At 46.8% G+C, this 12514-nt stretch carries 11 protein-coding genes; 1 reads left to right on the forward strand and 10 read right to left on the reverse strand.

What is annotated here, in order from left to right; all coding sequences use genetic code 11:
- Positions 1 to 41: 41 nt before the first annotated feature.
- The 10 genes from L1076_RS24965 to aspA form a co-directional block, all read right to left on the reverse strand.
- Positions 42 to 1427, reverse strand: a complete 1386-nt coding sequence (locus tag L1076_RS24965; RefSeq protein WP_237304688.1) for a class II fumarate hydratase — start codon at positions 1425 to 1427, stop codon at positions 42 to 44.
- Positions 1428 to 1443: 16 nt separating this feature from the next.
- The gene (locus L1076_RS24970) at positions 1444 to 1824 is read right to left on the reverse strand and encodes a hypothetical protein (protein WP_005440416.1); all 381 of its coding nucleotides are present in this window, start codon (positions 1822 to 1824) and stop codon (positions 1444 to 1446) included.
- Between the two features lie 215 nt (positions 1825 to 2039).
- On the reverse strand, positions 2040 to 2525 hold the full coding sequence (locus tag L1076_RS24975) for a hypothetical protein (protein ID WP_042604415.1): 486 nt from the start codon (positions 2523 to 2525) through the stop codon (positions 2040 to 2042).
- Between the two features lie 260 nt (positions 2526 to 2785).
- On the reverse strand, positions 2786 to 4513 hold the full coding sequence (locus L1076_RS24980) for a sodium:solute symporter family protein (RefSeq protein ID WP_038870957.1): 1728 nt from the start codon (positions 4511 to 4513) through the stop codon (positions 2786 to 2788).
- A gap of 12 nt (positions 4514 to 4525) precedes the next feature.
- Positions 4526 to 4789 (reverse strand): DUF4212 domain-containing protein, encoded by a 264-nt coding sequence (locus L1076_RS24985; RefSeq protein WP_005448273.1) that lies wholly within the window; start codon positions 4787 to 4789, stop codon positions 4526 to 4528.
- 200 nt (positions 4790 to 4989) lie between these two features.
- Positions 4990 to 5616, reverse strand: coding sequence for a MarC family protein (locus L1076_RS24990; RefSeq protein ID WP_005448274.1), 627 nt, complete (start codon positions 5614 to 5616; stop codon positions 4990 to 4992).
- Positions 5617 to 5744: 128 nt separating this feature from the next.
- Positions 5745 to 6380, reverse strand: coding sequence for a response regulator transcription factor (locus tag L1076_RS24995; protein ID WP_237304689.1), 636 nt, complete (start codon positions 6378 to 6380; stop codon positions 5745 to 5747).
- Between the two features lie 195 nt (positions 6381 to 6575).
- Positions 6576 to 8411 (reverse strand): protein-disulfide reductase DsbD, encoded by a 1836-nt coding sequence (locus L1076_RS25000; RefSeq protein WP_237304690.1) that lies wholly within the window; start codon positions 8409 to 8411, stop codon positions 6576 to 6578.
- A gap of 162 nt (positions 8412 to 8573) precedes the next feature.
- Positions 8574 to 9881 (reverse strand): anaerobic C4-dicarboxylate transporter, encoded by a 1308-nt coding sequence (locus L1076_RS25005; protein ID WP_038870965.1) that lies wholly within the window; start codon positions 9879 to 9881, stop codon positions 8574 to 8576.
- Positions 9882 to 10057: 176 nt separating this feature from the next.
- Entirely contained in the window at positions 10058 to 11509 is a 1452-nt protein-coding gene (gene aspA, locus L1076_RS25010) for an aspartate ammonia-lyase (RefSeq protein ID WP_038870968.1), read from the reverse strand.
- Between the two features lie 424 nt (positions 11510 to 11933).
- On the opposite strand from aspA, the gene L1076_RS25015 reads away from it, so the two are divergent.
- Positions 11934 to 12452 (forward strand): FxsA family protein, encoded by a 519-nt coding sequence (locus tag L1076_RS25015; RefSeq protein WP_237304691.1) that lies wholly within the window; start codon positions 11934 to 11936, stop codon positions 12450 to 12452.
- The last annotated feature ends 62 nt before the right edge of the window (positions 12453 to 12514 follow it).

The raw sequence follows: 12514 nt of genomic DNA on the forward strand, positions 1-12514 counted from the left end.
ATTGGAGGTCTTTTGCTTTAAGGGGGTGATCGGTCGGTGGCTTATTCTGCAACGCCGCCTTGAGTCAGTTTGGCTGGATCGAGCAATCTTTCTAATGTGGCACGATCTAAGTCCGTTTCTTCTTCCGCTACATCAATGATAGCGTGACCTTGTTTGTAGGCTTTCTTCGCCACTTCCGCTGCTTTTAGGTAGCCAATCACAGGGTTAAGTGCGGTGACCAGAATCGGGTTCTTCGCCAGTGCAACATCAAGGTTGTCTTGGCGCACTTCAAACGTCGCAATGGCTTTGTTTGCCAAAGCAACGGCGCTGTTCGACAGCAGTTCAATGCTTTCTAATACATTGTGAGCTATCACTGGTAGCATCACGTTAAGTTGGAAGTTACCCGATTGACCTGCAACGGTAATGGTCGCGTCGTTCCCAATCACTTGTGCCGACGCCATGGTTGCTGCTTCTGGAATCACAGGGTTCACTTTGCCCGGCATGATAGAAGAGCCCGGTTGTAAGCCTTGCAGTTCGATTTCACCTAAGCCTGCTAGTGGACCTGAGTTCATCCAGCGAAGATCGTTTGCGATCTTCATGATCGCAACTGCTGCTGTTTTGAGCTGTCCTGATAGGGCAACGATCGCATCCTGACTGCTGAGATTGAAGAAGAAGTTTTTGCTTGAAGCAAACTCGATGCGCGTTGATTGCGTTAGGTTATCGGCAAAAAGATCGGCGAAGCGTGGATCGGCGTTGATCCCTGTCCCTACCGCTGTTCCGCCTTGGGCTAACGCTTTCACAACTGGCAGTGTTTGTTCGATGGCTTGTTTGGCGTGCTCGATTTGGAACTGCCAGCCACCAAGCTCTTGGGCGAAGGTAATTGGCATCGCATCCATGAGGTGCGTACGACCTGTTTTCACCACATCTTTAAGCGCTTGTTGCTTGCTCTTTAGTGTTTCACTTAAGTGAGAAAGTGCAGGCAGTAGCTGTTTTTCAATCGCAATTGCAGAGCTAACTTGAATCGCAGTAGGCACTACGTCGTTACTGCTTTGACCCATATTAACGTGATCATTTGGATTGACCGTTCCGCCTAGGTGCTCAGACGCCAATGTTGCAATCACTTCGTTGGCATTCATGTTGGAACTGGTGCCCGAGCCGGTTTGGAATACATCGATAGGGAATTGGTCGAGGTGTTTACCATCAATGATTGCTTGAGCGGCATCGGCGATGGCATTGGCAATATCACCTTCTAGCAAGCCAAGTTGAGCATTGGTGAGCGCTGCAGTTTGTTTGATGTGAGCAAGAGCTTGGATAAAGCCCGTCGGCATGGTGTGTGTGCTGAAAGCGAAGTTATCGACAGCACGTTGAGTTTGGGCTTGATACAAAGCGTTCACAGGGACTTTGACTTCGCCCATGCTATCCGCTTCGATACGGAATTCCGTGGTCATGGTAGGTTCCTTTTGTTTAATCGAGTGGCGTCTGTATCAGACGTAATTGTTGTTGTAATGAGAGAAATTTCACATCGCCATCCTCAAACTGGTAGTAGTAGCGTTTGAGACAAAGTAGCGGAGTGTGAATGGAATCGAGGCAGACTCGGCGGAAGATACGACTACGAGTAGGGTCTTGAATCGCGTCGAGAAGATGGAAGTAGACTTGGCGCAAATACAGCTCGCACAACAACAGGTTTTCGTGCTCTGCATCGTGATCGTAGATGGACGACAGCACCATACCCCAATGGATGTAATCATGAATCACATCGGGTTCGAATCCGCTTGGCGCATACACATGAAGGAATCGGTCTTGCGCTTTAAAAAAGGCGTTGTAGATGGCTTGGCTGCTGTCCATAGTTACCTCGATACTTAGGATAATGATAATTATTATCAATTAATTGTCGATTAGCAACCACAGCTTTTTTGAGGAAATAACACAACAAAAAAAGCCGATACTCGGACTCAGTATCGGCTGAAGTGGGAGAGCTCAATCCCTACAATTAAGCTCGGTATTCTTTCGCGAGATAAGGTCGGCTCAAATGCGTCTTCAAGCCTTATGGAGCAGGTAAGTTATTTATCCGTAAACAGGGTTTCGTATTTTACAAATGCCGTTTGCGTTTCACCGTAGTAGAACGTGCCTTCAGATTGAATCGCAACACGTAACCAACTCTCTGCTGATGCAGGCTTAGGCAAAGTGATGGTCCAGTTTTGTCCGGCTTGATCCGCTGGTTTCATGTCAATCGGCTGTGCGTTTTGCTCTTGGCTATCCACGACTGAAAGCTTAACCCCTTCGAGTGGGTAAGCAGCATGTAAAGACAACTCTAAGCTATCTGGCGTCAGCTTTTCTGAGCGAAACTTCACTTTAAAGTCGCCATTCTCCATATCACACAAGCCACTGGTGTAACGGCAATTCGACTTGCTGGCCAGCTTGTAGCTTTCCCCTTCTTTGGCGGCATGAGGTTTCTCACTCAGAGCCATGTCTGTACCGAAATAAGCGATTAAAGACAAAATTGGGGCGATCAACAAGGCGATAATAAAGTGTTTGTTTTTGAACATAAAATACTAATCCCATCAATTATCTGTTCATTTTTACTGGCTAAAATCGCTAATAACTTCGTTAAAGATTTTGAAGTTAGAGCAACTAGCTTGCTGCAATCTTTGCCTTGTTCTAAGCGATTTTTTCCGCGTAACCCCTGAACATATAATCAATGGCATTGGTATGCTTCCTTGCTACGGTTCAGGTAATATCTAATTATTAGAATAAGTTAAGTGAATAAAAAAGCCCCATGCGGGGCTTTTGTGGTTTGCGTTATATTTTAGTGGTCTACCGCACCGCCAGCGCCTGCTGGTACACGTACGTGCTCGACTAGGTCTTTTACTTCTTGTGGTGTTTCTGCTGTCACTCTTGATACAGCGAACGCCACAATAAAGTTAAATACCGCACCGATTGCACCAAATGCGTTTGGTTCAATACCTAGGAACCAGTTCTGCCCCCAACTTTGTAGGTACGTCCAGTCAGCAACAAATAGAATGCCTTTATGCTGGAATACGTAGAATAGCGTGATACTGATACCTGCAATCATACCTGCGATTGCGCCTTCTTTGTTGATGCTCTTACTGAAGATACCCATCATCAACGCAGGGAAGATGGAGGATGCCGCCAGACCGAAGGCGAGGGCTACCGTTCCGGCTGCAAATCCTGGCGGATTCAAGCCCAAGTAGCCGGCGACTGCGATGGCGACCGCCATAGAGATTCGACTCGCAAGCAGCTCTTTCTTCTCGGATATATTTGGATTGATCACGCCTTTGATTAAGTCATGTGATATCGCGGACGAGATAGCCAATAGTAGACCCGCTGCCGTCGATAGTGCCGCTGCGAGACCACCTGCTGCAACCAAAGCGATGACCCAGTTTGGTAGCTTAGCAATCTCTGGGTTTGCTAGTACCATTATGTCACGGTCAACTTTTAGCTCGTTAGTCGCTGGGCTTGATGTGTACTCAATCAGACCATCGCCATTCTTATCATCAAAGCCTAGCAGACCTGTTTTCTCCCAGTTCTTGAACCAGTCAGGGCGCTCGTCATAAGCAAGATGCTGACCAGGAGCTGGGTTAACCGTATCCATTAGGTTTAGACGTGCCATTGCAGATACTGCCGGCGCTGTTGTGTAAAGGATCGCAATGAAAAGTAATGCCCAACCTGCTGATGTACGCGCATCACGCACCTTAGGTACAGTAAAGAAACGAATGATGACGTGTGGCAGACCCGCAGTACCGATCATTAGTGACATGGTGTAAACGAACATGTTTAACGTATCGCCACGAACTTGAGTAGTGTATTCACTAAAGCCGAGTTCGGTCACCACCTGGTCGAGCCTATCGAGCAGATAGACATCGGTGCCTTGTATGGTACTGCCTAAGCCGATTTGAGGTAGTGGGTTACCCGTAAGTTGCAGAGAGATAAAGATTGCAGGAATAGTGTAAGCCAAAATGAGTACGCAATACTGAGCAATCTGCGTGTAGGTAATGCCCTTCATACCGCCCATTACGGCGTACATGAATACGATACACATACCAATCAATAGACCGGTTGAGTAATCCACCTCAAGGAAGCGACCGAACGCCACGCCTACACCTTTCATCTGACCGATAACGTAAGTCACCGATGCGATGATCAGACACACAACCGCTACGATACGCGCTGCGTTAGAGTAGAAACGCTCACCTACGAATTCTGGCACGGTAAACTTACCGAACTTACGTAGGTATGGTGCAAGCAGAAGTGCAAGCAGTACGTAACCGCCAGTCCAGCCCATTAGGAATACCGAACCGCCGTAACCCATGAAGGCTATCAAGCCTGCCATTGAGATGAACGATGCTGCTGACATCCAGTCTGCTGCGGTTGCCATGCCATTAGCGATAGGGTTTACACCGCCGCCTGCTACATAGAATTCTTTGGTTGAGCCCGCACGTGCCCAAATCGCAATACCGATGTAGAGGACGAATGTCGCGCCAACTACAAGATAGGTAATAGTTTTCAAATCCATCTGAGTTACTCCTTACTCATCCACGCCGAATTCACGGTCGATTTGGCGCATCTTCCACGCGTAGTAGAAAATAATACCGAGGAAGGCATAGATGGAGCCTTGCTGAGCAAACCAGAAGCCTAGTTTGTATCCACCTAATTGAAATTGATTAAGTACGTCGACAAATAAGATGCCGCAGCCGAAAGACACTACGAACCAAATGACCATTAGGGTAATCATGAGTTTCACGTTCTTGTCCCAGTAGGCTTTGGCTCTTTCTTCGCTTTCAAATGCCATTGCCGTCTCCTTACGATTGGTATTGTTGTTAAAAAAATGTTTCAACATGTACATTAGCAAGGCACTGGCAAGAACTCTTTTCAACTTTAGTCGGGACGCTAAAAAGCAAAAACGCCCATTTTTAGGGCGTTTGAGAAGAAGTAGGAATAAAAGTGTGATGTTAATTTGATGTTAAATTAGCCAAAGGTCTAAGAGTTTTATCAATTAACATAGAAATCTTTTATACCAAGCAGCAAATTATTCAGTGCAACAGCGGCAAGGATAAGCCCCATTACGCGGCTGATGATGGCTGCACCTACGTTACCAATCACTTTTTGAATTGTGTTTGCACCCAGTAACAAGAAGAGGGTAACCAGAAGTACCGCAATCATCACGCCTGCGGTCATTGCTTGGTCGACGAAAGAGTAGCGATTGTTATCGGTGAGCATCACGATGGCCATCATTGCACCCGGCGACGCAATCGAAGGAATCGCAAGAGGGTAAACGGCTAAGTCAGCGAGATCCGAGTGGCTGACTTCTTCGCCCAGTTTTTGCTCTTGTTCTGGCTTGCTTTCACCAAAGATCATCGACAATGCAAACAGTAATAGCACTAAACCACCAGCGGCTTGGAAGGCCGGTAATGGGATTTGCATTGCTTCCAGTAACAACTGACCGGCAATAAGAAAGAACAGCAACACACCCATTGAAATGGCAATGGCTTTTAATGCGACGAGACGACGCTGTTTTGCCGTAAGGTGCTGAGTCTGCGATAGATAAACGGGTACTGAACCAATCGGGTCGATGACGGCCCAGAGTACGACGAATTGAGTGACGAGAATACTTAACAAAGTATGACCTCCCAGAGTTAGCGGTTTAACAGAGGGATTAAGAGGCTGTGTGTGACAGCCTGTTTATTTTAACGTCTGTTGTTCTTTTTGCGTCATATAAATGTGAATTAGATATATTTACTAACACATTACTGCTCGGGTTCCATTTGCTGCAGTAGGATGACGGCTTGAGTTCGGTTCTTCACGCCCAGCTTGCGGAAAATTGCCGTCATGTGCGCTTTGATGGTGGCTTCTGAGACATTGAGCTCGTAAGCGATTTGCTTGTTGAGTAAGCCATCCGATAGCATGCCGAGCACCTTGTATTGTTGAGGTGTCAACGCAGCAATCTTTTCTGCTAAGTCATTACATGCTGCGTTATTGGTGATCAAGCCTTCAGGGAAGAATGGGTCGCCGTTCAGCACTTGGTTAAGGGCACTGACAAGTTCACGCATGTCGCTTGATTTAGGAATAAAGCCAAATGCGCCGTGGCTTTTTACTTGGCTAACCACTGCGGGTTCTTCGCTGGCAGAAACCACGACGATTGGTAGGTCTGGGTATTCTGCACGTAAGTGAATCAGACCGGACATGCCGTTTGCACCTGGCATTTTGAGATCCAGCAGCACTAGGTCGGGCTCTTCTTCTTTTTTAAGGAGTGTCAGGAGTGCATCTAAAGAGTCAGCTTCGAGGAGGTTAGCACCACTCACCGCCATATGTACCGATTGGAACAAGGCGTTGCGGAACAATGGGTGATCATCAGCGATGATAATGGTGTAGGTCGAATCCATGACGTTAAACACTTTTGACTATTTCGTTAATGGAATTATTGTCCACCTTTAACAGGGGGGACAATGTTTATGCGCTAAAAGTCTGAACCAAATCGACTTTTATTAGAAAAATTGCATATAAACGCAAGTTTCGAGATTTTATTGAGACAATAAAAAACGCCAGCGAGGTATCACTGGCGTTTGAATTATTCACAATCAAAATTGGTTGATGTGTGCCAAGAAAGGCTCGGCCTGCATAAAACCGGTCAAACGAGCGTTTGAAACATGTTTACCATTCGCATCCCAAAATTCAATCGTCGGTAAACCTAATACATTCATATGCTTAAGAAGTTCGATGTCTTGTACTTGGTTCTTGGTTACATCGGCCTGTAGCAGTACAAAACCTTGCAGTTTTACTTCGACACTTGGGTCATGGAAAGTGTACTTTTCAAACTCTTTACATGCGACACACCAATCAGCATAGAAGTCGAGCATCACGGGTTTACCGGCTTGCTTAGCCAATGCCAATTGTTGTTCGAGCTCTGTTACATTGGAGACGCGCGTAAAGCTTACTGTCACTTGTTGAGTTTGCGTTGTTGTGTGGCCACCAAACCAGTAATTAAGTGCTGGTTGAGCTGACGCAAACAAACCAAGCACAGCGATAATGCCTACTGCACTTTGTTTCCAACCACCAAACTCAAGGCTGTTCTTGATGTGGTATAGCCAACCAAATGCAGCGATACCTAGTGCTGACCACAATGCCGTTGCCCATATTTCTGGCATGATGCGCTCAAGTAGGAAGATAGGCGCTGCCAGCAGAATGAAGCCGAATAGGGTCTTAACGCGATCCATCCAACCCCCTGCTTTTGGTAGAAGTTTGTTGCCGAATACAGCAACAAGAATGAGTGGGATTCCCATACCCATCGCCAGTGCGTAAAGTGCGATACCACCAGTCAGCAAGTCACCGCTTTGTGCAACGTAAAGTAGCGCACCAGACAGTGGCGCCGTGGTACATGGTGAGCACACTAGACCTGAAATCGCGCCCATGGCGAATACGCCTGCGCTGCTTCCGCCTTGTTGTTTGTTGCTTAGGTTGTTTAACCACGTTTGCACGCCACTTGGCAGTTGCAGGTTATAAACGCCAAACATCGACAGTGCGAGTGTCACGAACAGCACACTCAAACCAATCAACACATAAGGGTGTTGCATCGCAGCTTGGAACTGCATGCCCGCAGATGCCACCACAAGGCCAAGTAGGGTGTAAGTCAGCGCCATGCCTTGCACGTAGACAAACGACAAGCCTAGCGCACGGCGTTGGCTTAGTTTGCCACTGCCAAGCACGATGCTGGTCAGAATTGGGTACATCGGCAGTACACATGGTGTAAACGCCAAACCCACACCAAGCGCTAAGAACAGAAGTGGTGTCCACCAGTTATCAGCAAGGTTGGCGGCAAGGCTATCTTGCTGTGTTACTGGAGCCGATGGTGTGTCGCTAGAAGTAGATGATTGCACCGCTGGTGGCGTTGCTGTTGGTACTTGTTCTGCTTTTGGTGCAGTCGTCGCCGCTGTTGAATCTGAGTTCGATGAAGTAAACGCGCTGATAGGAATTACGCGAGTTTCTGGCGGGTAACAGAAGCCAGCTTTGGCACAGCCTTGGTATTGCACCACCACGCGTGCACCGTCTTGCCAGTCATGCATTGGCACGTTAACAAACAGTGGCTGGGTGTAGATATGCACGTCACCAAAGAATTCATCTTTATGCGGCGTGCCGTCTTCCATTTGCAGTTCGCCTAGCGACACATTTTCGCCCGCAACGGACAAGCGCTCTTGATACAGGTAGTAACCATCACGTACCTGCCAGTCCAGCATGAGCTTACCGTCCTGCTGGTAATAGTTGAATTGGAAAGCCTGATCGACAGGCACAAACGTATCGTTGCTGTTGCCAAAAGTGTTGCTTTGGCTGTTCCCTAACTGATCATTGCCAAACAGAGCAAAAGAAGGCGCAGAAAAGGTAATAAGCCCTAAGAGTAAGACGGAGAGTAATGCACGCATAAAAGGTTCAATTCATCTTAGATAATTGCCGTTAGTGTAACTCAATCAGACCTGCTGGCTAGCCAATAAGTTTCATGGAAGTGAAGATTTGTTAACCGTTGTCCAATACAACAGGCAATAAAAAAGGGAGCCGAAGCTCCCCCGAGTAAGACTCTGTTTCTGCTAGATCAGTAGCCCACCGAACGCGAATCCAAGTGCAACTGCTGAAGCGATAGTTGCTACGCCTGGTACGAAGAATGGGTGGTTGAATACGTACTTACCGATACGAGTTGAACCCGTGTCGTCCATCTCAACCGCAGCCAGTAGCGTTGGGTAAGTTGGTAGTACGAATAGCGCACTTACTGCTGCGAAAGACGCAACTGCGGTAAGTGGTGCCACACCGATTGCTAGTGCTGCTGGCATAAGCGCAACGGTAGTTGCACCTTGCGAGTAAAGCAGCATTGAAGCGAAGAATAGAACAAGTGCTAGCATCCATGGGTAGTCAGCTAGTAGCGCACCAGCCACTTCTTTGATGCCGTCAACGTGCGCGTTAACGAACGTAGAACCTAGCCATGCCACACCAAGAACACACACACACGCTGTCATACCAGAGCGGAATGTTGCTGCAGCTGGGATTTTGCCTGCGTCGATTTTACAGCTCAATACGATTGCTGCGGCTGCCGCTAGCATGACTGCCATGATCGCTTCGTTACGACCAAGTGCTGGGTTTTCGATAAGACCAATTGAACCAGAGATCGCTGCTGCGTAGCAGACTACGAATGCGATAGCGCCTAGGAAGATGAATGTTGCTTTCTTCGCTGTTGGCAAGATTTCGCGTTTCGATTCTGTGTTTAGCTTGATAAGGCCTTTTGCTAGACGGTCTTGGTATTCAGGATCATCTTTAAGCTCGCTGCCCATGAAGTTCGCAACAAATGCACCGATCATACAAGCGATGAAGGTGGTTGGGATACAAACCGCTAGTAGCGTTAGGTAATCAACGCCAAATGGATGCAACATTGCAGCAAATGCCACAACTGCCGCTGAGATAGGCGATGCTGTGATAGCGATTTGCGAGGCAACTACCGCGATAGACAGTGGACGAGAAGGACGAACACCTTGGCCTTTCGCTACTTCTGCAATAACTGGCAAAGTAGAGAATGCTGTGTGACCTGTACCTGCTAGTAGTGTCATCAAAAATGTCACGATAGGTGCGTAAAAGGTGATGCGTTCGGGATGTTTACGCAAAAAGTCTTCCGCAACCTGAACCATCCAATCTAAACCACCAGCTACCTGCATTGCAGCGATAGCAGTAATAACAGACATGATGATCAGGATTACATCGACAGGGATGAAAGACTGGCTTGTCGGGACGCCTAGGATTAAAGACAATGCAATTACCCCAGCACCACCGGCAAAGCCAATGCCGATACCACCGATTCTTGCCCCCAAATAAATGAAGAGCAGAACCACGAAGAGTTCGACCATTACCATATTGATACCTCTTTTAGTTTTTAATGATTCTGATTTTTTGAACACTCAGGAACAGGTGTAAATGCTCAGAAAATCAGAACCCGAGCGGCTTACGGCAATAAAAAGCGCATAAAAATTGTGGTTAACCGTATCAGAGCCTAAAAAAGGGCCCCGTTTGGGACCCCTTTCACCAGCGATTACTCGTAGCGTTTCGCTTTATAAGTCGGATGCATGAAGTTTTCAACCGATAAGATGTCATCTAGCTCTTCTGCGGTTAATAAACCACGTTCTAGAACCACATCACGTACGCTCTTACCTGTTTCAGCACAGATCTTACCAACAATGTCGCCCTCGTGGTGACCGATGTATGGGTTTAGATAAGTCACGATACCGATAGAGTTGTAAACGTAGTTTTCACAAACTTCTTTGTTCACCGTGATGCCATCGATACATTTGTCACGTAGGTTCACACATGCGTTGTGTAGTAGAGAAATAGACTCAAACACGCTTTGTGCGATTACTGGCTCCATTACGTTTAGCTGTAACTGACCGCCTTCTGCTGCGAAAGATACCGTGTTGTCGTTACCTAGAACCTTGAAGCAAACTTGGTTTACGACTTCTGGGATAACTGGGTTTACTTTAGCTGGCATGATAGAAGAGCCCGCTTGCATTTCTGGTAGGTTCAACTCGTTTAGACCAGAGCGAGGGCCAGAAGAAAGTAGGCGAAGGTCGTTACAGATCTTCGATAGTTTCACTGCTAGACGTTTGAGCGCGCCGTGCGTCATTACGTAAGCACCACAGTCAGATGTTGCTTCGATTAGATCTTCTGCTGCAACCACTTCTACACCCGTAACTTCAGCTAGGTGTTTTACGGCTAGTGCTTGGTAGCCTGTTGGTGCGTTTAGACCAGTGCCGATAGCTGTTGCACCTAGGTTGATTTCTAGTAGTAGCTTAGACGTGTAGTCTAGGGCGCGAATCTCTTCGTTTAGTGTCACTGCCCATGCGTGGAACTCTTGACCCACAGTCATAGGAACCGCGTCTTGAAGCTGAGTACGACCCATCTTCAAGATGTCTTTGAATTCTTGTGCTTTAAGTTCGAACGCACCTTTTAGGTATTCGATCGCTTCCATCAACTGATGAACACTGTTGTAAACCGCGATTCGGAAACCGGTAGGGTACGCACAGTTTGTTGATTGGCTCTTGTTTACGTGATCGTTCGGGTTGATGAACTCATATTGGCCTTTTTCTTTGCCCATCAGTTCAAGCGCAACGTTCGCAATAACTTCGTTAGTGTTCATGTTCACTGACGTGCCTGCACCGCCTTGGAACACGTCTGAAGGGAACTGATCCATGCACTTACCTGTTTCAAGGATCAAATCACACGCTTCTAGAATGTAGTTAGCAACGTCTTTTGGAATTGCACCTAGCTCTTTGTTTGCTAGTGCAGCGGCTTTTTTCGTCATTACCATACCGCGTACAAACTCAGGTACGTCAGAAATGGTAGTGCTTGAAATATTAAAGTTTTCGATAGCGCGAAGGGTGTGGATGCCGTAGTAAGCATCAGCAGGAACATGACGTTGACCTAATAGATCTTCTTCAATACGAGTGGCTTGGTTTGCTGTCTTTGGAGCATCAGATAGTGTAGCCATAACAGGATCCTTAGATAATAATTCTGATATTTAAGTTATTTATTAGCCATTTCTGCAATCTAGAATCCGTTCATCAGAGTTTTTGGCTGGAAAAACCGTCCTGACTTATGTGGCACATCATACTGCACCTAGCGCATAAAAATAGTAAGTGGATCACCTTTTTCGCTTTTAATGCGTCAATAATTTGCAAAGTATGAACGGGATATTAATAACCCTTTATGGGTAGGTGTTTTTCCTCGACAAACTTGGATTTTAAGAGTGCGAAAATAGCACTTTTCAACGATCAAATTTTATATATGCACCTTTATTCAAAGGGCGTTTTTTGTACAACGCATTCTCCCTATGATGAACACGCTTTTTTACAACGATTCGTTTGAGCTTAGTAGGCTTTTGCCATTACACTGAAATCAACAAAGGAGGGCATGTGTTTCCTATCTTATTATTGGCGTTTATTTTCGTCCCGATCATCGAAATCGGCCTATTTATTCAGGTGGGAGGCTTTTTAGGTCTTTGGCCTACGATTGCTTTAGTTCTGATCACCGCATTTGTTGGCGCGTCTTTGGTACGCAGCCAAGGCCTCCAGACGTTGATGTCAGTGCAAGGTCGCTTAGAGCAAGGTGAGCTTCCGGCTCAACAGATTTTTGAAGGTGTGATGCTGGCAGTTGCAGGCGTATTGCTGTTAACACCAGGTTTCATGACCGACGCATTGGGTATGTTGGTATTGCTTCCCGCGCCACGCGCTGCGATTGCGAAATACTTAATGAGCAAGATGGTGGTGAAGACCATGAATGGTGGCGGCTTCCAAGGTGGCTTCTCAAATCAAGGTCCCTATGAACAAGACCCGTTTCGTCGTGACCCATTCGATTCTCAATCGGACAACGGCAATACCTTCGAAGGTGAGTACGAGCGTAAAGACGACAATAATCGTAACAAGCTCAACTGATTTAATCGGTAAGTAAGAAAAGCAAAAGGGCGCATTCAGCGCCCTTTTTAGTATCCGTGATT

It is taken from the genome of Vibrio sp. MMG023 (assembly GCF_021654215.1).
Taxonomy (GTDB): Bacteria; Pseudomonadota; Gammaproteobacteria; order Enterobacterales; family Vibrionaceae; genus Vibrio; species Vibrio jasicida.

Coding starts and splice junctions, on each gene's coding strand:
- L1076_RS24965 (WP_237304688.1), bottom strand. CDS start 1,427: ATGACCACGGAATTCCGTATCGAAGCGGATAGCATGGGCGAAGTCAAA.
- L1076_RS24970 (WP_005440416.1), bottom strand. CDS start 1,824: ATGGACAGCAGCCAAGCCATCTACAACGCCTTTTTTAAAGCGCAAGAC.
- L1076_RS24975 (WP_042604415.1), bottom strand. CDS start 2,525: ATGTTCAAAAACAAACACTTTATTATCGCCTTGTTGATCGCCCCAATT.
- L1076_RS24980 (WP_038870957.1), bottom strand. CDS start 4,513: ATGGATTTGAAAACTATTACCTATCTTGTAGTTGGCGCGACATTCGTC.
- L1076_RS24985 (WP_005448273.1), bottom strand. CDS start 4,789: ATGGCATTTGAAAGCGAAGAAAGAGCCAAAGCCTACTGGGACAAGAAC.
- L1076_RS24995 (WP_237304689.1), bottom strand. CDS start 6,380: ATGGATTCGACCTACACCATTATCATCGCTGATGATCACCCATTGTTC.
- L1076_RS25000 (WP_237304690.1), bottom strand. CDS start 8,411: ATGCGTGCATTACTCTCCGTCTTACTCTTAGGGCTTATTACCTTTTCT.
- L1076_RS25005 (WP_038870965.1), bottom strand. CDS start 9,881: ATGGTAATGGTCGAACTCTTCGTGGTTCTGCTCTTCATTTATTTGGGG.
- aspA (WP_038870968.1), bottom strand. CDS start 11,509: ATGGCTACACTATCTGATGCTCCAAAGACAGCAAACCAAGCCACTCGT.